The organism is Escherichia coli DSM 30083 = JCM 1649 = ATCC 11775, from assembly GCF_003697165.2.
In the GTDB taxonomy this organism is placed as follows: Bacteria; Pseudomonadota; Gammaproteobacteria; order Enterobacterales; family Enterobacteriaceae; genus Escherichia; species Escherichia coli.
Map to the genome: position 1 here is coordinate 2,462,829 of NZ_CP033092.2, position 21,833 is coordinate 2,484,661.

18 protein-coding genes and 1 pseudogene are annotated in these 21,833 nt (G+C 43.5%); 16 read left to right on the forward strand and 3 right to left on the reverse strand.

The features are described from left to right. The first annotated feature begins 107 nt into the window (after positions 1-107). A complete protein-coding gene (gene hipB, locus EAS44_RS13025) occupies positions 108-374 on the forward strand; it encodes a type II toxin-antitoxin system antitoxin HipB (protein WP_001332145.1) in 267 nt (88 codons plus the stop codon). Next, positions 374-1,696: a type II toxin-antitoxin system serine/threonine protein kinase toxin HipA gene (gene hipA / locus EAS44_RS13030; protein WP_001125475.1), complete on the forward strand. Its 1,323-nt coding sequence runs from the start codon at positions 374-376 to the stop codon at positions 1,694-1,696. Before hipB ends, hipA begins: the two co-directional genes overlap by 1 nt. A 258-nt stretch (positions 1,697-1,954) precedes the next feature. On the opposite strand, the gene EAS44_RS13040 is transcribed toward hipA, so the two are convergent. Then, positions 1,955-2,212, reverse strand: coding sequence for a hypothetical protein (locus EAS44_RS13040; protein ID WP_001210030.1), 258 nt, complete (start codon positions 2,210-2,212; stop codon positions 1,955-1,957). Positions 2,213-2,321: 109 nt separating this feature from the next. Between EAS44_RS13040 and EAS44_RS13045 the strand changes: the two genes are divergently transcribed. After that, positions 2,322-3,104: an SDR family oxidoreductase gene (locus tag EAS44_RS13045; RefSeq protein ID WP_001221834.1), complete on the forward strand. Its 783-nt coding sequence runs from the start codon at positions 2,322-2,324 to the stop codon at positions 3,102-3,104. Between the two features lie 252 nt (positions 3,105-3,356). Here EAS44_RS13045 and EAS44_RS25575 read toward each other — a convergent pair. Next, positions 3,357-3,455 (reverse strand): annotated as a pseudogene (locus EAS44_RS25575) (hypothetical protein); the annotation flags it as partial. A gap of 424 nt (positions 3,456-3,879) precedes the next feature. On the opposite strand from EAS44_RS25575, the gene fimA reads away from it, so the two are divergent. The 11 genes from fimA to ydeM all read left to right on the forward strand — a co-directional run bounded on the left by fimA (position 3,880) and on the right by ydeM (position 17,434). Further along, positions 3,880-4,443 carry a type 1 fimbrial major subunit FimA gene (gene fimA, locus EAS44_RS13055; protein WP_001296074.1) on the forward strand — a complete coding sequence of 188 codons (564 nt, stop codon included), beginning with the start codon at positions 3,880-3,882 and terminating at the stop codon, positions 4,441-4,443. 361 nt (positions 4,444-4,804) lie between these two features. Further along, a complete protein-coding gene (locus EAS44_RS13060; RefSeq protein ID WP_001195181.1) occupies positions 4,805-5,515 on the forward strand; it encodes a fimbria/pilus periplasmic chaperone in 711 nt (236 codons plus the stop codon). Between the two features lie 41 nt (positions 5,516-5,556). Further along, positions 5,557-8,208 (forward strand): fimbria/pilus outer membrane usher protein, encoded by a 2,652-nt coding sequence (locus tag EAS44_RS13065; protein WP_001350647.1) that lies wholly within the window; start codon positions 5,557-5,559, stop codon positions 8,206-8,208. A 13-nt stretch (positions 8,209-8,221) separates the two neighbouring features. Then, positions 8,222-8,752, forward strand: coding sequence for a fimbrial protein (ydeS, locus tag EAS44_RS13070; protein ID WP_000876778.1), 531 nt, complete (start codon positions 8,222-8,224; stop codon positions 8,750-8,752). 12 nt (positions 8,753-8,764) lie between these two features. After that, positions 8,765-9,268: a fimbrial protein gene (gene ydeR, locus EAS44_RS13075; protein WP_000825468.1), complete on the forward strand. Its 504-nt coding sequence runs from the start codon at positions 8,765-8,767 to the stop codon at positions 9,266-9,268. Positions 9,269-9,327: 59 nt separating this feature from the next. Further along, the gene (ydeQ, locus tag EAS44_RS13080) at positions 9,328-10,242 is read left to right on the forward strand and encodes a fimbrial protein (protein ID WP_000520594.1); all 915 of its coding nucleotides are present in this window, start codon (positions 9,328-9,330) and stop codon (positions 10,240-10,242) included. 338 nt (positions 10,243-10,580) lie between these two features. Then, on the forward strand, positions 10,581-12,860 hold the full coding sequence (gene ydeP / locus EAS44_RS13085) for an acid resistance putative oxidoreductase YdeP (RefSeq protein WP_000726723.1): 2,280 nt from the start codon (positions 10,581-10,583) through the stop codon (positions 12,858-12,860). Between the two features lie 247 nt (positions 12,861-13,107). After that, positions 13,108-13,305 carry a two-component system connector SafA gene (gene safA / locus EAS44_RS13090; protein WP_000543391.1) on the forward strand — a complete coding sequence of 66 codons (198 nt, stop codon included), beginning with the start codon at positions 13,108-13,110 and terminating at the stop codon, positions 13,303-13,305. A 74-nt stretch (positions 13,306-13,379) separates the two neighbouring features. After that, entirely contained in the window at positions 13,380-14,141 is a 762-nt protein-coding gene (ydeO, locus tag EAS44_RS13095; protein ID WP_025856871.1) for an acid stress response transcriptional regulator YdeO, read from the forward strand. A 401-nt stretch (positions 14,142-14,542) separates the two neighbouring features. Continuing rightward, positions 14,543-16,225: a sulfatase-like hydrolase/transferase gene (ydeN, locus tag EAS44_RS13100; RefSeq protein WP_001296072.1), complete on the forward strand. Its 1,683-nt coding sequence runs from the start codon at positions 14,543-14,545 to the stop codon at positions 16,223-16,225. Positions 16,226-16,276: 51 nt separating this feature from the next. Next, positions 16,277-17,434 carry an anaerobic sulfatase maturase gene (ydeM, locus tag EAS44_RS13105; RefSeq protein ID WP_001362857.1) on the forward strand — a complete coding sequence of 386 codons (1,158 nt, stop codon included), beginning with the start codon at positions 16,277-16,279 and terminating at the stop codon, positions 17,432-17,434. Here ydeM and EAS44_RS13110 read toward each other — a convergent pair. Further along, a complete protein-coding gene (locus EAS44_RS13110; protein WP_122083086.1) occupies positions 17,400-17,525 on the reverse strand; it encodes a hypothetical protein in 126 nt (41 codons plus the stop codon). The genes ydeM and EAS44_RS13110 overlap by 35 nt on opposite strands. 199 nt (positions 17,526-17,724) lie before the next feature. Here EAS44_RS13110 and yddA point away from each other — a divergent pair, with 199 nt between their 5' ends. Both yddA and yddB read left to right on the forward strand, forming a co-directional pair. Next, positions 17,725-19,410 (forward strand): ABC transporter ATP-binding protein/permease, encoded by a 1,686-nt coding sequence (gene yddA / locus EAS44_RS13115; RefSeq protein WP_001304373.1) that lies wholly within the window; start codon positions 17,725-17,727, stop codon positions 19,408-19,410. Between the two features lie 37 nt (positions 19,411-19,447). After that, complete coding sequence (gene yddB / locus EAS44_RS13120) at positions 19,448-21,820, forward strand: TonB-dependent receptor plug domain-containing protein (RefSeq protein ID WP_025856867.1); 2,373 nt, start codon at positions 19,448-19,450, stop codon at positions 21,818-21,820. Positions 21,821-21,833: the final 13 nt, after the last annotated feature.

The following is a 21,833-nucleotide window of genomic DNA, read 5'->3' on the forward strand; positions in this document are numbered from 1 at the left end:
TATCCCGTAGAGCGGATAGGATGTGTTTCCAGATTGACTTTATCCTCACTAAAGGATAAAACTGATAATATCCCCTTAAGCGGATAAATTTGCTGTGGACGTATGACATGATGAGCTTTCAGAAGATCTATAGCCCAATGCAATTGGCGAATGCAATGAAACTGGTTCGCCAGCAAAACGGCTGGACGCAGAGCGAGTTGGCGAAAAAAATCGGCATTAAGCAGGCGACAATTTCCAATTTCGAAAACAATCCTAACAATACCTCGCTCACGACATTTTTTAAGATTTTACAGTCGCTTGAACTCTCAATGACGCTATGCGACGCAAAAAATGCCTCGCCAGAAGCAACAGAACAGCAAGATCTGGAGTGGTGATGCCTAAACTAGTCACTTGGATGAACAACCAGCGGGTAGGCGAGTTAACGAAGTTAGCCAACGGCGCGCACACCTTTAAGTATGCACCTGAGTGGTTAGCCAGCCGTTATGCCAGACCGTTGTCACTTTCGCTGCCATTGCAGAGGAGGAATATCACCTCTGATGCCGTATTTAACTTCTTCGATAACCTGTTACCCGATAGCCCGATTGTACGTGACCGGATCGTTAAACGTTATCATGCTAAATCCAGACAACCGTTTGATTTATTGTCAGAAATAGGGCGAGACAGCGTTGGTGCCGTGACGTTAATCCCCGAAGATGAAACCGTAATGTGTCCGATAATGGCATGGGAAAAGCTTACTGAAGCCAGACTTGAAGAAGTATTAACGGCTTATAAAGCAGATATCCCGTTAGGCATGATTAGAGAAGAAAATGACTTTCGCATCTCGGTTGCTGGCGCACAGGAGAAGACTGCGCTGCTCAGAATAGGCAATGACTGGTGCATTCCGAAGGGAATAACGCCAACGACGCACATTATCAAATTGCCGATTGGCGAAATCAGACAGCCCAATGCGACGCTCGATCTTAGCCAAAGCGTTGATAATGAGTATTACTGTTTGCTGCTGGCGAAAGAACTCGGGTTGAATGTTCCGGACGCAGAAATCATTAAAGCGGGAAGGGTGCGCGCGTTAGCGGTCAAACGTTTTGACAGGCGTTGGAATACTGAGCGAACGGTTTTACTTCGCTTGCCACAGGAGGATATGTGCCAGACATTCGGTTTACCTTCATCGGTGAAATATGAATCAGATGGAGGCCCCGGTATCGCGCAAATTATGGCTTTTTTGATGGGGTCCAGCGAGGCGCTGAAAGATCGCTATGATTTTATGAAGTTTCAGGTCTTCCAGTGGTTGATTGGCGCAACAGATGGCCATGCAAAAAACTTCTCCGTATTTATTCAGGCTGGCGGCAGTTATCGGCTCACACCATTTTATGACATCATTTCGGCATTTCCGGTCCTTGGCGGTACGGGAATACACATCAGCGATCTCAAACTGGCAATGGGGCTTAACGCATCCAAAGGCAAAAAAACGGCAATCGATAAAATTTATCCGCGACATTTTCTGGCGACAGCAAAGGTGCTGAAATTCCCGGAAGTGCAGATGCATGAAATCCTGAGTGACTTTGCCAGAATGATTCCGGCAGCACTGGATAACGTGAAGACTTCATTACCGACAGATTTTCCGGAGAACGTGGTGACGGCAGTTGAAACCAATGTGTTGAGGTTGCACGGTCGGTTAAGCCGAGAATACGGTATTAAGTAAGATATGGGGTTTTGGTCGTTGTTAATGAGCAGAACAATCATGAACCGCCAACGACTGGATTCTCCCTTGGTTTATGTTGGTGCGCATAATGTATATTATGTTAAATTGCCTGTGAAGGTCCTTTACTTCACCATTCACATCCACACACAGATAAATCAATACGTTGTGATTTCTGACTTCCCTCCCGTTTCGGTAGAAAAATTCAACCTCTGTTCAGTGATGGCACACCATAGACCATGAGTTGGATAATTGCGTTGTTTACAGCAGCCAGCGCTTTGATGGCACTATATCCCTCACGCTTCTGAATATGTTTGGGTGTGCGTGGGTTTTCCAGTAGTACTCGTAGCCCTGGCGATATAACGCAAAAGGTAATTTAGCGATCTGTTCATCAGTCAGGTTGGCATCACCGGAGTAAAGCACTTCGCTACCGGCGACTTCCTGAGCTCGTGCATCTGAAGCCTGCTTAAGACGTTGTTGAATAGATTTCCTTGTAGAAGCATTCCCTTCAAAGCGCATTCATGAAGGGTGTTCATAGACACAATCATTTTAGCCTCGTTACTGGCAATAATGATAATTGATATTCTGGCTGTATCAAAAATAAGGCTGAATTATCAGAAGGTTTATCATGAGAATACTCGTTGCTGGCGCAACAGGAAGTATTGGTATTCATGTTGTGAATACTGCTATTGCAATGGGCCATCAGCCCGTGACTCTGGTCAGGAATCGGCGGAAAATCAAGTTACTCCCTCGTGGAACAGATATTTTCTATGGCGATGTTTCAATACCTGAAACACTTACCGATTTACCGAAAGATATTGATGCCATCATTTTTACACTCGGCTCTGATGGTCAGGGACGTATTGGCGCCAGAGCAATAGATTACGGCGGTGTACGTAACATTTTGCGAATATTCATGGATACACCTGTTCGCATCGCCCTGATGACAACGATTGGCGTAACTGAGCGGCTCAGTAGCTGGAATCAACGTACTGAAGTTCATGACTGGAAGAGACGCTCTGAACGCCTGGTCAGAGCCAGTGGGCATATCTACACTATCGTCAGACCCGGCTGGTTTGATTACAACAATGATGATGAGCACAGAATCGTCATGCTTCAGGGGGACAGACGCCATGCGGGAACGCCGGAAGATGGTGTTATCTCCCGGGAGCAAATCGCCCAGGTTCTTGTAACAGCTCTGAGCAACGATGCGGCAAAAAATAAAACGTTCGAACTGGTCGCAGAGCGAGGAGAAGCACAGCAGGATCTCACTCCTCTGTTTGCAGAGCTGCGGAATGATAATCCACAAAAAAATGATGGGGTTTTCGATATAGACAATATGCCCCTTACTGAAGAACCTGAGTGCGTTATTAACGACCTGAATCTGTATTCGAAAAATTCAAAAATCTAACAACGTTGTCATATGACAGTCAGTCTTATGACAGCTTAGAACTGTATATTTACAGATCAAGAAGGAGGAAGCTATTTCCGATATTCGTCAACTTTCAAATATATCGTTTAAAACAGGTATCAGATATGAAAGCACTACTAATTACTGCATTATTCATGGAATTCATTTCGGTAAATACTGCATCTGCTGCTGAGGAGATTCATCATGCAGATAGCAAAGTCGACGATCAGGTCCTCATAGCTGAGTAAAAAGATGGCCAGAGTTGACTGCTCGAGGATGATATCCGCGTTTGGTCATGTAGTAGCCAGGATAGTCCACGAGGAACTGTGCTGCATCATCCTTCAGTTTATGATTCAAAGAGAGTTACAGCAATTTGGTGTTAGTTTCACCAGGCAAATATTAATCATAGCTAATGTTTATAGCCATATAAACTATTAGTACCTCTTGACCTTTCCTGACACTTCCCTTGTTCGCAATAATATTCTGTTTAGTCGCTGTTTATAAATAACATGCATAATGAAATCGTCATGTTATTTAGCGACATAAAATGTTTTTACAAATACTCTCTACAACAAGTGCAGCAATAAACTTGTTGTGAATAGGTGTCCTTGTAATTTAAAGATATTATCATTCTTCGTGAAATGTAATAACCATGGAAACTATATTCTCAGGGCAACATCCAATCAAGAATGATTCTTGTTTTATAAGCAATAACAGAATAACTTAATTGTTAACTCTCTTTATTCAGCTACTTAAATATAAATTTTGGAGAATTATGAAACTCAAACATGTCGGTATTATTGTCGTTTCTGTGTTGGCGATGTCGTCTGCTGCGGTAAGCGCAGCCGAGGGTGATGAATCAGTAACGACCACTGTTAATGGCGGTGTAATTCATTTTAAAGGTGAAGTGGTAAATGCCGCTTGTGCGATTGATTCAGAATCAATGAACCAAACGGTTGAGCTGGGTCAGGTTCGTTCTTCTCGCCTGGCTAAAGCGGGTGACCTCAGCTCCGCCGTTGGCTTCAATATCAAGCTGAATGATTGTGATACCAATGTTTCCAGTAATGCAGCTGTTGCATTCCTGGGTACTACTGTCACCAGTAATGACGATACATTAGCGCTGCAGAGTTCAGCGGCAGGCTCTGCCCAAAATGTCGGTATCCAAATTTTGGACCGTACAGGGGAGGTATTAGTACTTGATGGTGCTACTTTTAGCGCTAAAACTGACTTGATTGATGGCACGAATATACTGCCGTTCCAGGCTCGTTATATTGCTCTCGGGCAGTCAGTAGCTGGTACTGCAAACGCTGATGCGACCTTCAAAGTTCAATATCTATAATTCACTCTTAAGGTGACTATGTGTCATCTGAAATTGAAACAGGGTGTGTGTGGCATGGCTACGCACACCCGAGAAATTCACCAATGTTCATCTCATTATTAATGAAAAATGGTTTGTATTTTGGAGCGGTATGAAAAATCACATAATATCTAAACGATCAATAAACAACAGTAGTTAAACTTGCTGTTATTTAAAATATTTACTTGGTAGCAAGGTTTTCCTATCAAAAGAGAACCAACATTTATTACAAACGCATTAAGTCTGGAAAACCGGCGACTCGCCAATGCATTAGCAATATTTACCGATTGTCTGATGTAACGGTTTCCCCGCTTATCCTCTTAACACATGGAGAATGCATCAGATGCAAACTACGCGTACCCCCTACTCTGTTTCCTTTATGGCGACAGTGTTACTTTTATTGCTCTTTGCTTGCCATAGCACCATTGCCAACGCAGCTGTCGCACTTGGTGCGACGCGGGTAATTTATCCGGCAAACCAGAAACAGGTTTTATTGCCTGTCACGAATAATGATCCTGCCAGTGTCTATCTCATTCAGTCATGGATAGAAAATGCGGGTGACCAGAAAGATACCCAGTTTGTCATTACCCCACCGCTTTTTTCCATGCAAGGTAAAAAAGAGAATACGCTTCGGATAATCAACGCCACTAATCATCAGTTACCAGGCGACCGTGAAAGCCTGTTCTGGGTTAATGTTAAAGCTATCCCTGCTATGGAAAAAGACCAGAAGAATGAGAATACATTACAGCTGGCAATTATTAGCCGCATAAAAATGTTTTATCGCCCCACGCATCTGGCAATGGCACCTGAAGAAGCGCCTGCAATGCTTCGGTTTCGTCGCAGCGGTAGCAAACTCACTCTTATTAATCCAACGCCCTACTTCATTACCGTAACAAATATGAAAGCAGGAAATAGCAATCTCCCAAACACCATGGTGCCGCCAAAAGGTGAAGTATCGGTGGATATCCCGCATGCTGTAACCGGGGATATCAGTTTTCAGACAATCAATGATTACGGTGCATTAACTCCGCGTATTAAGGCAACCATGCAGTAAGCCAGTGACCTAATTAATAATAAACTCAATCGGGATTAAAAATGACAGCCTTTCGTGCCGCATTTAAGGCATATCGTATGCATCAGGTGTTAATACTGCCTCGCTTTGCACGGCTTACCTTTGCCCTTGGCTTAGCAACTGCGGTTTTTCCCGTTGACGCAGAGTATTATTTTAATCCACGGTTTTTAAGCAATGACCTTGCTGAATCTGTCGATTTATCTGCCTTTACTAAGGGACGCGAGGCCCCACCTGGTACATATCGGGTCGACATTTATTTGAACGACGAATTTATGGCTAGTCGGGATATTACTTTTATTGCAGATGATAATAACGCAGATCTCATCCCATGCCTGAGTACAGACCTTCTTGTCAGTCTTGGCATAAAAAAATCAGCATTATTAGACAACAAGGAACATTCGGCAGATAAACATGTGCCGGACAACAGCGCATGCACACCACTTCAGGATCGTTTGGCTGATGCATCATCTGAGTTTGATGTTGGTCAGCAACATCTGTCACTCTCCGTTCCGCAAATATATGTCGGCAGAATGGCTCGCGGCTATGTTTCTCCTGATCTGTGGGAAGAAGGAATAAATGCAGGGCTACTAAACTATAGTTTTGATGGTAATTCTATTAATAACCGTAGTAACCATAATGCAGGAAAATCCAACTATGCATATTTGAATTTACAGAGTGGCATCAACATTGGTAGTTGGCGACTGCGCGATAACTCAACGTGGAGTTATAACAGTGGGAGTAGCAATTCATCTGACAGCAATAAATGGCAGCATATCAATACGTCGGCTGAACGTGACATTATTCCGTTACGCTCACGGTTAACAGTGGGTGATAGTTATACCGATGGCGATATTTTTGACAGTGTGAACTTTCGTGGCCTTAAAATAAATTCAACAGAAGCGATGTTGCCCGATAGCCAACATGGTTTCGCTCCGGTGATTCATGGTATTGCTCGTGGCACCGCACAAGTGAGTGTAAAACAGAATGGATACGATGTTTATCAGACTACTGTCCCACCCGGCCCTTTTACTATTGATGATATCAACTCTGCGGCCAATGGTGGTAATCTGCAAGTAACCATAAAAGAGGCAGACGGCAGTATTCAGACATTATATGTTCCTTATTCGTCTGTTCCGGTTCTCCAACGTGCTGGATATACGCGTTATGCACTTGCCATGGGGGAATATCGTAGTGGAAATAACCTGCAAAGCACCCCCAAGTTCGTACAAGCAAGCTTGATGCATGGTCTGAAAGGAAACTGGACACCTTATGGCGGAATGCAAATTGCAGAAGATTATCAGGCCTTCAACCTTGGTATTGGTAAAGATTTAGGACTTTTTGGTGCCTTTTCTTTCGATATTACGCAGGCCAATACGACACTTGCAGATGACACCCGTCACAGCGGACAATCGGTTAAATCCGTCTACAGCAAATCCTTCTACCAGACGGGAACCAATATCCAGGTCGCAGGATATCGCTATTCTACGCAAGGTTTTTATAACTTATCCGACAGTGCATACAGTCGAATGAGTGGTTACACCGTCAAGCCTCCTACCGGAGACACCAGTGAGCAGACACTATTTATTGATTATTTTAATCTGTTCTACAGTAAGCGTGGTCAGGAACAAATAAGCATCTCTCAGCAGCTTGGAAATTATGGTACGACATTTTTCAGTGCCAGTCGCCAAAGTTACTGGAACACGTCACGCAGCGACCAGCAAATATCATTTGGATTAAATGTGCCGTTTGGTGATATTACGACTTCGCTGAATTACAGCTATTCCAATAATATATGGCAAAACGATCGGGATCATTTACTCGCTTTTACGCTTAATGTTCCCTTTAGTCATTGGATGCGTACAGACAGTCAGTCGGCATTTCATAATTCAAACGCCAGTTACAGTATGTCAAACGATTTGAAAGGCGGCATGACCAACCTATCAGGGGTTTATGGCACTCTGCTACCGGATAATAACCTGAATTATAGTGTTCAGGTCGGTAACACCCAAGGGGGTAATACATCGTCTGGCACCAGTGGTTACAGTTCTCTTAATTATCGTGGTGCTTACGGTAATACGAATGTCGGTTACAGTCGGAGTGGTGACAGCAGCCAGATTTATTACGGAATGAGTGGTGGGATTATTGCTCATGCTGATGGCATCACCTTTGGACAGCCGCTGGGCGACACAATGGTTCTGGTTAAGGCTCCTGGCGCTGATAATGTCAAAATAGAGAACCAGACCGGAATTCATACCGACTGGCGTGGCTATGCCATATTACCATTTGCGACAGAATATAGAGAAAATCGTGTCGCTCTTAACGCGAATTCCCTTGCAGATAATGTTGAACTGGATGAAACCGTAGTCACTGTCATCCCAACTCACGGTGCTATTGCCAGAGCAACATTTAATGCACAAATCGGCGGGAAAGTATTAATGACGTTGAAGTACGGTAATAAAAGCGTTCCATTCGGTGCAATTGTCACTCACGGAGAGAATAAAAATGGCAGCATTGTCGCGGAAAATGGTCAGGTTTATCTGACTGGACTTCCACAGTCAGGGAAATTACAGGTTTCATGGGGCAAAGATAAAAACTCAAACTGTATTGTCGATTACAAGCTTCCTGTAGTCTCTCCTGGAACCTTGCTGAACCAGCAGACAGCAATCTGTCGCTAAGGAACAATAGATTATGAAATACAATAACATTATTTTCCTCGGTTTATGTCTGGGGTTAACCACCTATTCTGCTTTATCCGCAGATAGTGTTATTAAAATTAGCGGGCGCGTCCTCGATTATGGCTGCACAGTCTCATCGGATTCGCTTAATTTTACCGTAGATCTCCAAAAAAACAGTGCCAGACAATTTCCAACGACCGGTAGCACAAGTCCAGTCGTCCCTTTTCAGATTACATTAAGTGAATGCAGCAAAGGGACAACGGGAGTTCGGGTTGCATTTAACGGTATTGAGGATGCAGAAAATAATACTCTGTTGAAACTAGATGAAGGAAGCAATACGGCCTCCGGTTTGGGTATAGAAATACTGGACGGAAATATGCGTCCGGTGAAATTGAATGACCTTCATGCTGGGATGCAGTGGATCCCATTGGTACCAGAACAGAACAATATTTTGCCTTACTCCGCTCGTTTGAAGTCAACTCAGAAGTCCGTCAATCCAGGACTGGTGAGCGCTTCGGCAACCTTTACCCTTGAATTTCAATAATCAGAGTCAGATATGAAAAGACTTCACAAGAGGTTCCTGTTAGCTACGTTTTGCACATTATTCACAGCAACTCTCCAGGCCGCCGATGTCACTATCACTGTTAATGGTCGGGTAGTCGCTAAACCATGCACTATTCAAACCAAAGAAGCTAACGTTAATCTCGGGGATCTTTATACACGCAATCTGCAACAACCTGGTTCTGCATCTGGCTGGCACAATATTACTTTGTCATTAACCGATTGTCCGATTGAAACAAGTGCAGTGACGGCAATCGTGACAGGTTCAACTGACAATACGGGTTATTACAAAAATGAAGGTACTGCCGAAAATATTCAGATAGAGCTAAGGGATGACCAGGATGCGACGTTAAAAAATGGCGATAGCAAAACGGTTATTGTTGATGTGATCACTCGTAATGCACAGTTTCCACTTAAGGCAAGAGCTATCACGGTGAATGGAAACGCAAGCCAGGGTACGATCGAGGCGCTAATCAATGTGATCTATACCTGGCAATAACATCAATTTGATTTTATTTTCCTCCTTTTTAAATCAATTTTTTAACCTTAGGATATATCATGGGTAAAACATTCAGTATAAAGGTCCTGTTCGGTATTTATCTTCTATTAATGGCAGGCAAAGTTTTTGCCTTCAGTTGTAATGTCGATGGCGGGTCAAGTATTGGAGCAGGTACAACCTCTGTTTATGTTAATCTCGATCCTGTAATACAACCGGGCCAGAATCTGGTTGTAGACTTGTCTCAGCATATAAGTTGTTGGAATGATTACGGCGGCTGGTACGACACTGATCATATAAACCTGGTACAAGGTTCAGCTTTCGCAGGCTCCCTACAGTCATATAAAGGATCACTGTACTGGAATAATGTGACCTACCCTTTCCCGTTGACGACAAATACCAACGTATTGGATATTGGTGATAAGACACCGATGCCATTACCGTTAAAACTCTATATTACCCCAGTCGGAGCGGCCGGTGGAGTTGTCATAAAAGCAGGGGAAGTTATTGCCCGTATTCATATGTATAAAATTGCCACGTTAGGAAGCGGAAATCCGCGTAATTTTACGTGGAATATTATTTCAAATAACAGTGTTGTTATGCCAACAGGCGGTTGCACCGTTGATAGTCGTAATGTCACCGTGAATCTCCCGGACTTTCCTGGAAGCGCAGAAATACCCCTTGGTGTATATTGCTCTAGCGAACAAAAGCTCTCATTTTATCTTTCGGGTGCCACCACTGACAGTGCCCGACAAGTGTTTGCTAACGCAGCACCAGATGCAACAAAAGCATCGGGCGTGGGTGTCTCTCTGATACGTAATGGAAAAATACTGGCAACCGGAGAAAATGTCTCCCTGGGGACAGTAAATAAAAGCAAAGTACCTCTGGGTTTAAGCGCAACCTATGGACAAACAGGAAACAAGGTTGCAGCCGGAGCCGTCCAGTCAGTCATTGGTGTCACTTTTATCTATGAATAATTGTGATTTTGACATTAGTCTATGCGCTCCATTCACGAAAATTGCGCGGATAATTATTTTGTGAAGGCTATTATCCTACACTTGTAAGAAAATCCGCGCACAATTGAAGCCAGAGTCTTATTTTTTATATTGAGAATCATGTTAATTTAAACCCTATGAGAGATGATGCTTAACTTATCGTATTTATACTACTCTATTATTTAACGATAATAGAGTAAAAATAGTAAGAGAGTAGTCCCCTACTCTTATATATTCATGTTGACGATAAATCCTTTGTATATACTTTGCATCATCGCTATTACAAATCCTAATAATTCATTTCCACACAGGATAAGCAGATGAAGAAAAAAATTGAATCCTACCAGGGAGCTGCCGGTGGTTGGGGTGCTGTTAAATCCGTAGCGAATGCAGTACGTAAGCAGATGGATATACGCCAGGATGTTATTGCCATGTTTGACATGAATAAGCCAGAGGGCTTTGACTGTCCGGGATGTGCATGGCCAGATCCTAAGCACAGTGCGTCATTCGACATTTGTGAAAACGGCGCAAAAGCAATCGCCTGGGAAGTCACGGATAAGCAGGTAAATGCCTCTTTCTTTGCTGAGAATACGGTTCAATCATTACTTACCTGGGGAGATCACGAGCTTGAGGCTGCGGGACGTCTCACTCAGCCTTTGAAATATGATGACGTCAGCGACTGTTACAAGCCATTAAGCTGGCAACAAGCTTTCGACGAAATTGGCGCTCGCCTTCAAAGCTATAGTGATCCCAATCAGGTTGAATTCTATACTTCGGGGCGCACTTCCAATGAAGCTGCCTTTCTTTATCAGCTTTTTGCCCGTGAATACGGGAGCAATAACTTTCCCGACTGCTCCAACATGTGCCATGAACCGACCAGTGTGGGATTGGCAGCGAGTATCGGTGTGGGTAAAGGGACCGTGTTGCTGGAAGACTTTGAGAAATGCGATTTAGTCATTTGCATTGGGCATAACCCTGGTACAAACCACCCTCGCATGCTGACTTCGTTGCGCGCTTTAGTGAAACGGGGAGCGAAAATGATCGCCATCAATCCTCTACAGGAACGTGGCCTGGAGCGATTTACCGCACCGCAAAACCCGTTTGAAATGCTGACGAACTCTGAGACTCAGTTGGCCAGTGCCTACTATAACGTGCGCATTGGTGGCGATATGGCATTGCTCAAGGGGATGATGCGCCTGTTAATTGAGCGCGATGATGCTGCAAGCGCCGCAGGTCGGCCCTCATTGCTGGATGACGAATTTATTCAAACGCATACCGTCGGCTTTGACGAGCTACGCCGTGACGTGCTCAATTCCGAGTGGAAAGATATCGAACGTATTTCTGGACTAAGTCAGACACAAATCGCCGAACTTGCTGATGCATATGCCGCTGCCGAACGAACCATTATCTGTTACGGAATGGGGATCACTCAGCACGAACATGGTACCCAGAACGTACAGCAACTGGTCAATCTGCTGTTGATGAAAGGTAACATTGGCAAGCCTGGTGCGGGTATCTGCCCACTACGAGGTCACTCTAATGTACAGGGCGACCGAACCGTCGGTATCACCGAGAAACCGTCTGCAGAGTTTCTGGATCGCCTGTGTGAGCGCTATGGCTTCACCCCACCTCATGCACCTGGACATGCTGCAATCGCCAGCATGCAAGCTATATGTACGGGGCAAGCTCGAGCATTGATCTGCATGGGGGGCAACTTTGCACTGGCAATGCCAGATCGGGAAGCGAGCGCTGTACCGTTAACGCAATTAGATCTGGCGGTACACGTAGCCACTAAGCTTAACCGCTCTCATCTGCTGACCGCACGGCATAGCTATATTCTGCCGGTTCTGGGACGTAGCGAGATTGACATGCAAAAAAGCGGTGCGCAGGCGGTAACCGTTGAAGATTCAATGTCGATGATTCATGCCTCGCGTGGTGTGTTAAAACCCGCCGGTGTAATGCTGAAATCAGAGTGTGCAGTGGTCGCGGGAATCGCGCAAGCAGCACTACCCCAGAGCGTGGTAGCCTGGGAGTATCTGGTGGAAGATTATGATCGCATTCGCAATGACATTGAAGCTGTGCTGCCAGAGTTTGCCGACTATAACCAGCGCATCCGTCATCCTGGTGGTTTTCACCTGATAAACGCAGCAGCTGAAAGGCGCTGGATGACGTCGTCAGGTAAGGCTAATTTCATTACCAGTAAAGGGCTGTTAGAAGATCCCTCTTCAGCGTTTAACAGTAAGCTGGTCATGGCGACAGTACGCAGTCACGATCAGTACAACACGACGATTTATGGTATGGATGATCGCTATCGAGGGGTATTCGGTCAACGAGATGTGGTCTTTATGAGTGCTAAACAAGCTAAAATTTGCCGTGTAAAAAACGGCGAAAGAGTTAATCTTATTGCACTCACGCCAGACGGTAAACGTAGCTCACGCCGCATGGATAGATTAAAAGTGGTCATTTACCCTATGGCTGACCGCTCACTGGTGACCTATTTTCCAGAATCGAATCACATGCTAACACTTGATAACCACGATCCATTAAGTGGCATTCCTGGCTATAAAAGTATTCCGGTTGAATTAGAACCATCAAATTAATTCGCCTCCTCATTTCTTCTGCTGTCATCCGCACAGCAGAAGAATTCCTCATTGACTATTATCGCGCGATTTGCTCACATGGATTAAATTAAACCACACACTATAAGATATAAACTTCTGCCTACAGCTGTAAGAAACTCCGCTCAGTACTGAAGTGCCAGTCCTATTTCCTCTTTTATCCAGCCTGTTATATTAATCATACTGATTAACGATTTTTAACGTTATCCGCTAAATAAACACATTTGAAATGCATGCGACCACAGTGAAAAACAAAATCACGCAAAGAGACAACTATAAAGAAATCATGTCTGTAATTGTGGTTGTCTTGTTACTGACACTTACGTTGATAGCCATTTTTTCGGCAATTGATCAGCTGGGCATTTCAGAAATGGGTCGCATGGCAAGAGATCTTACACATTTCATTATCAATAGTTTGCTAGACTGAAAATAAACAGCAAATTATAAATGTGAAATGTTAAAAAAGTATCGATATAAACTTTATTGTTTTAAGGAGATAAAATGTCGCTCGTTTGTTCTGTTATATTTATTCATCATGCCTTCAACGCTAACATTTTAGATAAAGATTACGCCTTCTCTGACGGCGAGATCCTAATGGTAGATAACGCTGTTCGTACGCATTTTGAACCTTATGAGCGGCATTTCAAAGAAATCGGATTTAATGAAAATACCATTAAAAAATATCTACAATGCACTAACATCCAGACAGTGACGATGCCTGTTCCTGCGAAGTTTTTACGTGCTTCAAATGTACCGACTGGATTGCTTAATGAAATGATTGCTTATCTCAACTCGGAAGAACGCAATCATCATAATTTTTCAGAGCTTTTGCTTTTTTCTTGCCTGTCTATTTTTGCCGCATGCAAAGGTTTCATTACACTATTAACTAACGGTGTGCTATCCGTTTCCGGGAAAGTGAGAAATATTGTCAACATGAAGCTGGCGCACCCATGGAAGCTGAAAGATATTTGTGCCTGCCTGTACATCAGTGAAAGCCTGTTGAAGAAAAAACTAAAGCAAGAGCAAACGACATTCTCACAGATTCTTTTAGATGCCAGAATGCAGCACGCAAAAAATTTGATACGCGTAGAAGGTTCAGTCAATAAAATTGCCGAACAATGTGGTTATGCGAGTACATCTTATTTTATTTATGCGTTCCGCAAACATTTCGGCAACAGTCCAAAGAGAGTTTCTAAGGAGTACCGTTGTCAAAGGCACACGGGTATGAACACGGACAACACGATGAATGCTTTAGCTATTTGATTATTTGCTAACGAGTAGTCAACCACACACGCTGCGTAAGAATTAAATGGGGCAGCCATTCCCTGCCCCGCGTTGTTTTTAGGCGATATATTTCTTGAAATAAATAAGTGACAGTCATCACATATTTATGCATTTGCATAACCTGTTGCATGATTATTTATGATCTCAGTTCGGCATTTTGGCAGTAAAATACAATAATTTATTAAATATCAATAGATTAGTTGTTTATCGGCGAGAAATTACTTAGTAGAACAGAAAGTAATGTCAATGCGTTATGGACTGTTATTTCCCTTTTTTTAGCTAAATTTGCTATCTATTTATGTGACTAACTTCACTTACATTAACTTATTTCTCTTCGTAAAATTACTTTGGAATTAAGTACAATAAGAAGAGGAACATTTATGAAGTCTGCATTAAAGAAAAGTGTCGTAAGTACCTCGATATCTTTGATACTGGCATCTGGTATGGCTGCATTTGCTGCTCATGCGGCAGATGATGTAAAGCTGAAAGCAACCAAAACAAACGTTGCTTTCTCAGACTTTACGCCGACTGAATACAGTACCAAAGGAAAGCCAAATATTATCGTACTGACCATGGATGATCTTGGTTATGGACAACTTCCTTTTGATAAGGGATCTTTTGACCCAAAAACAATGGAAAATCGTGAAGTTGTCGATACCTACAAAATAGGGATAGATAAAGCCATTGAAGCTGCGCAAAAATCAACGCCGACGCTCCTTTCATTAATGGATGAAGGCGTACGTTTTACTAACGGCTATGTGGCGCACGGTGTTTCCGGCCCGTCCCGCGCCGCAATAATGACCGGTCGAGCGCCCGCCCGCTTTGGTGTCTATTCCAATACTGATGCTCAGGATGGTATTCCGCTAACAGAAACTTTCTTGCCTGAATTATTCCAGAATCATGGTTATTACACTGCAGCAGTAGGTAAATGGCACTTGTCAAAAATCAGTAATGTGCCAGTGCCGGAAGATAAACAAACGCGTGACTATCATGACAACTTCACTACCTTTTCTGCGGAAGAATGGCAACCGCAAAACCGTGGCTTTGATTACTTTATGGGATTCCATGCTGCGGGAACGGCATATTACAACTCCCCTTCACTGTTCAAAAACCGTGAACGCGTCCCCGCAAAAGGTTATATCAGCGATCAGTTAACCGATGAGGCAATTGGCGTTGTTGATCGTGCCAAAACACTTGACCAGCCTTTTATGCTTTACCTGGCTTATAATGCTCCGCATCTGCCAAATGATAATCCTGCTCCGGAGCAATATCAGAAGCAATTTAATACCGGCAGTCAAACAGCAGATAATTACTACGCTTCCGTTTATTCTGTTGATCAGGGTGTAAAACGCATTCTCGAACAACTGAAGAAAAACGGACAGTATGACAATACAATTATTCTCTTTACCTCCGATAATGGTGCAGTTATCGATGGTCCTCTGCCGCTGAACGGGGCGCAAAAAGGCTATAAGAGTCAGACCTATCCTGGCGGTACTCACACCCCAATGTTTATGTGGTGGAAAGGAAAACTTCAACCCGGTAATTATGACAAGCTGATTTCCGCAATGGATTTCTACCCGACAGCTCTTGATGCAGCCGATATCAGCATTCCAAAAGACCTTAAGCTGGATGGCGTTTCCTTGCTGCCCTGGTTGCAAAATAAGAAACAGGGCGAGCCACATAAAAATCTGACCTGGATAACATCTTATTCTCACTGGTTTGATGAGGAAAACATTCCATTCTGGGATAATTACCACAAATTTGTCCGCCATCAGTCAGACGATTACCCGCATAACCCCAACACCGAGGACTTAAGCCAATTCTCTTATACGGTGAGAAATAACGATTATTCGCTCGTCTATACAGTAGAAAATAATCAGTTAGGTCTATACAAACTGACGGATCTACAGCAAAAAGATAACCTTGCCGCCGCCAATCCGCAGGTCGTTAAAGAGATGCAAGGCGTGGTAAGAGAGTTTATCGATAACAGCCAGCCACCGCTTAGCGAGGTAAATCAGGAGAAGTTTAACAATATCAAGAAAGCATTAAGCGAAGCGAAATAACTTAACCTTCATGCGGCGGATTTTTCCGCCGCCTTATTGAGCGAGATAGCGATGCACGTTACAGCCAAGCCCTCCAGTTTTCAATGTAATCTCAAATGTGATTACTGTTTTTACCTTGAAAAAGAGTCGCAGTTTACTCATGAAAAATGGATGGATGACAGCACTCTGAAAGAGTTCATCAAACAATATATCGCAGCGTCTGGCAATCAGGTCTATTTTACTTGGCAAGGCGGTGAACCCACTCTGGCTGGCCTGGATTTTTTCCGTAAAGTTATTCACTATCAACAACGCTATGCAGGCCAAAAACGAATTTTTAATGCATTACAAACGAATGGCATTTTATTGAATAATGAATGGTGTGCCTTTCTCAAAGAACATGAGTTTCTGGTTGGTATCTCGATCGATGGACCCCAAGAACTACATGACTGCTACAGACGCAGTAATTCAGGTAACGGTACTTTTGCAAAAGTGATAGCAGCCATCGAGCGTCTGAAATCATATCAAATAGAGTTTAATACGTTAACCGTCATTAATAACATTAATGTCCATTACCCTCTTGAGGTTTATCATTTTTTAAAATCTATCGGCAGTAAACATATGCAATTTATCGAATTGCTCGAAACCGGGACGCCGAATATTGATTTCAGTGGTCATAGTGAGAACACATTCCGTATCATTGATTTTTCTGTGCCTCCCACGGCTTATGGCAAGTTTATGTCAACCATTTTTATGCAATGGGTTAAAAACGATGTGGGTGAAATTTTCATCCGTCAGTTTGAAAGCTTTGTCAGCCGTTTTTTGGGGAATGGGCATACCAGTTGTATTTTCCAGGAGTCCTGCAAGGATAATCTGGTTGTTGAAAGCAATGGAGACATTTACGAATGCGACCATTTTGTCTATCCACAGTACAAAATTGGAAACATTAATAAATCGGAACTCAAAACGATGAACAGTGTACAACTGACAGCGCAAAAAAAACGGATTTCAGCGAAATGTCAGCAATGTGTATATAAACCTATCTGCAATGGTGGTTGCCCTAAGCATCGTATTACTAAAGTAAACAATGAGACTGTTTCCTATTTTTGCGAAGGTTATAAAATCCTTTTTTCAACCATGGTACCTTATATGAACGCCATGGTAGAGTTAGCTAAGAACAGAGTACCGCTTTACCACATTATGGATGTTGCAAAACAAATGGAGAATAATTAATAACGCTCCCCCTTAGCTCCATTCTTAGCCTCCTTCTTATGACCTTAACAAGGCACCCGACATAAATTCCTGTCGGGTGTTTCGTCTTCATCATCTTCCTTTGCGAAAATCCTGGCTTACGAGGTATGCGTCAGGGCATTAGCAATACCCTTGATTATCAATAGTATAACCATAACCACTGAAAATTAAATATTTCTTTATATTTCATATTGTTAAATGATACTTAAATAAATTTCATCAGTATATCATTGCCATAGATAATCATTGGGTGGCACAATCAATTTTCGCTAATGATAACCATTCCCATTACGTTTTGTATGTTGATAGCAAAGTATCTCTGTCTGCTGAAGCCCTTTTGGCTGCGTAAGAATAATAAAACTTCAGTGTTGTTAATCATTATTATCCTCGCCATGATCCTTGGCGTGGTTAAAATTCAGGTCTGGTTAAACGACTGGAATAATGATTTTTTCAATGCGCTAAGCCAGAAAGAAACTGATAAGCTTTGGCAGCTTGTCCTTTGGTTCCCTGCCCTGCTGGGGATCTTTGTATTAATATCCGTAAACAAAACATGGTTAATTAAACTACTGACTATTCGCTGGCGCGAATGGTTAACAGATTACTACCTTAATCGCTGGTTTGCAGATAAAAACTACTACTTCACGCAGATCTACGGCGAGCATAAAAATACAGATAACCCTGACCAACGTATCGCTGAAGACATTCTCTTACTGATCAGCAAAACGCTCAGCCTTTCATTTGGCTTCATCCAGTCACTTAGCATGCTGATCACCTTTACCGTTATTCTTTGGCAAAGCGCGGGTACGCTCTCATTCACTGTTGGTGGAACTGAATGGAGTATCCAGGGGTATATGGTCTATACCGTCGTGCTCATTGTGATCGGTGGAACTTTATTTACCCATAAGGTTGGTAAACGTATTCGTCCACTTAATGTGGAAAAACAACGTAGCGAAGCGACATTTCGAACTAATCTTGTGCAGCATAATAAGCAGGCAGAACTGATTGCGCTAAGCAATGCTGAGTCTCTACAACGCCAGGAGTTGAGCGAAAATTTTCATACCATTAAAGAGAACTGGCATCGTTTAATGAATCGTCAGCGGTGGCTTGATTACTGGCAGAATATTTATTCGCGCTCGCTTAGCGTTCTTCCCTACTTTCTGTTATTGCCGCAGTTTATTAGCGGGCAGATCAATCTGGGCGGACTGATGAAATCGCGCCAGGCATTTATGCTGGTATCGAACAATTTAAGCTGGTTTATTTATAAATATGATGAACTTGCTGAACTGGCTGCGGTTATCGATCGCTTGTATGAGTTCCATCAACTCACCGAACAGCGCCCTACGAATAAGCCTAAAAATTGTCAACATGCGGTACAAGTGGCTGACGCGAGTATTCGTACTCCTGATAATAAGATCATATTAGAGAACCTGAACTTTCATGTTTCGCCAGGCAAATGGCTATTGCTGAAAGGTTACTCTGGTGCGGGAAAAACCACACTGCTTAAAACATTATCCCACTGCTGGCCGTGGTTTAAAGGTGATATTTCTTCTCCTGCTGACAGTTGGTATGTGTCACAAACACCGTTAATCAAAACCGGCTTACTGAAAGAGATTATTTGTAAAGCACTTCCCCTGTCCGTAGACGATAAATCGTTGAGCGAAGTACTGCATCAGGTTGGTCTGGGGAAATTGGCTGCGCGTATTCATGATCACGATCGCTGGGGAGATATTCTTTCCAGCGGCGAAAAACAACGTATCGCCCTGGCTCGATTAATTTTACGACGTCCGAAATGGATATTTCTTGACGAAACTACCTCTCATCTTGAGGAACAAGAGGCAATCCGCTTACTGCGTTTAGTGCGAGAAAAACTCCCCACAAGCGGCGTCATTATGGTTACACATCAACCCGGTGTCTGGAACCTGGTCGATGATATTTGTGACATTAGCGCGGTTATATAAAAACAATAAAAGCCCTGCTGTACGGAGATATAAATAAATGAAGCGAGTTCTTATTCCTGGCGTCATTTTATGTGGCGCTGATGTGGCGCAGGCCGTCGATGACAAAAATATGTACATGCATGTTTTTGAAGAGATGACGGTCTATGCTCCTGTCCCTGTACCCGTAAACGGCAACACGCATTACACCAGTGAAAGCATCGAGCGTTTACCGACCGGGAATGGCAATATCAGCGATCTGCTGAGAACCAACCCTGCGGTACGCATGGATTCAACGCAAAGTACCTCATTGAACCAGGGAGATATTCGCCCGGAGAAAATCTCTATTCACGGTGCGTCGCCCTACCAGAATGCCTATTTGATTGACGGTATTAGTGCAACGAATAACCTGAACCCAGCGAATGAGTCCGATGCCAGTAGTGCAACCAATATTAGCGGGATGTCACAGGGGTATTATCTTGATGTCAGCTTACTGGACAATGTGACGCTTTATGACAGTTTTGTGCCAGTTGAATTCGGTCGCTTCAATGGCGGGGTAATTGATGCAAAGATCAAACGCTTCAACGCTGATGATAGCAGCGTGAAACTGGGTTATCGCACTACGCGTTCGGACTGGTTAACATCGCATATCGATGAGAATAACAAGAGCGCATTTAATCAAGGTTCTTCAGGAAGTACTTATTACTCTCCAGATTTTAAAAAGAACTTTTATACCTTGTCGTTTAATCAGGAACTCGCTGATAACTTTGGCGTTACCGCTGGTTTATCGCGCCGCCAGTCTGATATCACCCGCGCGGATTATGTTTCGAATGACGGCATTGTCGCCGGCAGGGCACAGTATAAAAACGTTATCGATACTGCATTGAGCAAATTTACCTGGTTTGCCAGCGACCGCTTTACCCACGATTTAACCTTAAAATATACCGGCTCCAGCCGTGATTATAATACCAGCACCTTCCCGGAGTCTGATCGCGAAATGGGTAATAAATCCTATGGTCTGGCATGGGATATGGATACCCAGCTCGCATGGGCCAAACTGCGTACCACCGTTGGTTGGGATCATATTAGTGATTATACCCGTCACGATCATGACATCTGGTACACCGAACTTTCATGTACATATGGTGATATTTCAGGGCGTTGCACCCGTGGCGGATTAGGACACATTTCCCAGGCTGTAGATAATTACACCTTCAAAACACGCCTGGACTGGCAAAAATTCGCCGTGGGTAATGTTTCGCATCAACCCTACTTCGGCGCGGAATACATCTATTCCGATGCATGGACTGAACGCCATAACCAGTCTGAATCCTATGTGATTAATGCTGCCGGAAAGAAAACTAACCATACAATTTACCATAAAGGTAAAGGTAGTCTGGGAATTGACAATTACACGCTGTATATGGCGGATCGCATTAGCTGGCGTAATGTGTCGTTAATGCCCGGCGTGCGGCATGACTATGATAACTATCTGTCAAACCACAATATCTCCCCGCGCTTTATGACGGAATGGGATATTTTTGCTGATCAAACCTCAATGATTACTGCAGGTTATAACCGTTACTATGGCGGGAATATTCTTGATATGGGATTACGTGATATCCGCAATAGCTGGACGGAATCGGTATCAGGCAATAAAACCCTGACGCGTTATCAGGATTTGAAAACGCCTTATAACGATGAACTGGCAATGGGATTGCAGCAGAAAATCGGTAAGAACGTTATTGCGCGTGCAAACTATGTTTACCGTGAAGCGCATGATCAAATCAGCAAAAGCAGTCGTACCGACAGCGCGACTAAAACCACCATTACTGAATATAACAACGATGGCAAAACCAAAACACATTCGTTTAACCTCAGTTTTGAACTGGCCGAACCCCAGCATATCAGCCAGGTAGATATTAACCCGCAAATTGTCTTTAGCTATATCAAGAGCAAGGGCAACTTGTCGTTAAACAATGGTTATGAGGAGAGCAATACCGGTGATAACCGGGTGGTTTATAACGGTAATCTGGTCTCTTACGATAGCGTTCCAGTGGCGGATTTTAATAATCCATTAAAGATCTCCTTAAACATGGATTTCACGCATCAACCGAGCGGGTTGGTGTGGGCGAATACGCTGACCTGGCAAGAAGCGCGTAAAGCTCGCATTATCCTGGGTAAGACGAATGCGCAATACATCAGCGAATATTCAGATTACAAGCAGTATGTTGACGAGAAACTGGATAGCAGCCTGACCTGGGACACCCGCTTGTCCTGGACGCCACAATTTCTGAAACAACAAAACCTGACGATCAGTGCCGATATTCTCAATGTACTGGATAGCAAAACCGCTGTTGATACAACGAATACTGGCGTGGCGACCTACGCCAGTGGCCGTACTTTCTGGCTTGATGTCAGCATGAAATTTTAATAGTTCGGATTTT

Excerpts from the sequence above, each read along its gene's own strand:
- hipB (WP_001332145.1), top strand. The coding sequence starts at position 108 with ATGATGAGCTTTCAGAAGATCTATAGCCCAATGCAATTGGCGAATGCA.
- hipA (WP_001125475.1), top strand. The coding sequence starts at position 374 with ATGCCTAAACTAGTCACTTGGATGAACAACCAGCGGGTAGGCGAGTTA.
- EAS44_RS13040 (WP_001210030.1), bottom strand. The coding sequence starts at position 2,212 with ATGCGCTTTGAAGGGAATGCTTCTACAAGGAAATCTATTCAACAACGT.
- EAS44_RS13045 (WP_001221834.1), top strand. The coding sequence starts at position 2,322 with ATGAGAATACTCGTTGCTGGCGCAACAGGAAGTATTGGTATTCATGTT.
- fimA (WP_001296074.1), top strand. The coding sequence starts at position 3,880 with ATGAAACTCAAACATGTCGGTATTATTGTCGTTTCTGTGTTGGCGATG.
- EAS44_RS13060 (WP_001195181.1), top strand. The coding sequence starts at position 4,805 with ATGCAAACTACGCGTACCCCCTACTCTGTTTCCTTTATGGCGACAGTG.
- EAS44_RS13065 (WP_001350647.1), top strand. The coding sequence starts at position 5,557 with ATGACAGCCTTTCGTGCCGCATTTAAGGCATATCGTATGCATCAGGTG.
- ydeS (WP_000876778.1), top strand. The coding sequence starts at position 8,222 with ATGAAATACAATAACATTATTTTCCTCGGTTTATGTCTGGGGTTAACC.
- ydeR (WP_000825468.1), top strand. The coding sequence starts at position 8,765 with ATGAAAAGACTTCACAAGAGGTTCCTGTTAGCTACGTTTTGCACATTA.
- ydeQ (WP_000520594.1), top strand. The coding sequence starts at position 9,328 with ATGGGTAAAACATTCAGTATAAAGGTCCTGTTCGGTATTTATCTTCTA.
- ydeP (WP_000726723.1), top strand. The coding sequence starts at position 10,581 with ATGAAGAAAAAAATTGAATCCTACCAGGGAGCTGCCGGTGGTTGGGGT.
- safA (WP_000543391.1), top strand. The coding sequence starts at position 13,108 with ATGCATGCGACCACAGTGAAAAACAAAATCACGCAAAGAGACAACTAT.
- ydeO (WP_025856871.1), top strand. The coding sequence starts at position 13,380 with ATGTCGCTCGTTTGTTCTGTTATATTTATTCATCATGCCTTCAACGCT.
- ydeN (WP_001296072.1), top strand. The coding sequence starts at position 14,543 with ATGAAGTCTGCATTAAAGAAAAGTGTCGTAAGTACCTCGATATCTTTG.
- ydeM (WP_001362857.1), top strand. The coding sequence starts at position 16,277 with ATGCACGTTACAGCCAAGCCCTCCAGTTTTCAATGTAATCTCAAATGT.
- EAS44_RS13110 (WP_122083086.1), bottom strand. The coding sequence starts at position 17,525 with ATGAAGACGAAACACCCGACAGGAATTTATGTCGGGTGCCTTGTTAAG.
- yddA (WP_001304373.1), top strand. The coding sequence starts at position 17,725 with ATGATAACCATTCCCATTACGTTTTGTATGTTGATAGCAAAGTATCTC.
- yddB (WP_025856867.1), top strand. The coding sequence starts at position 19,448 with ATGAAGCGAGTTCTTATTCCTGGCGTCATTTTATGTGGCGCTGATGTG.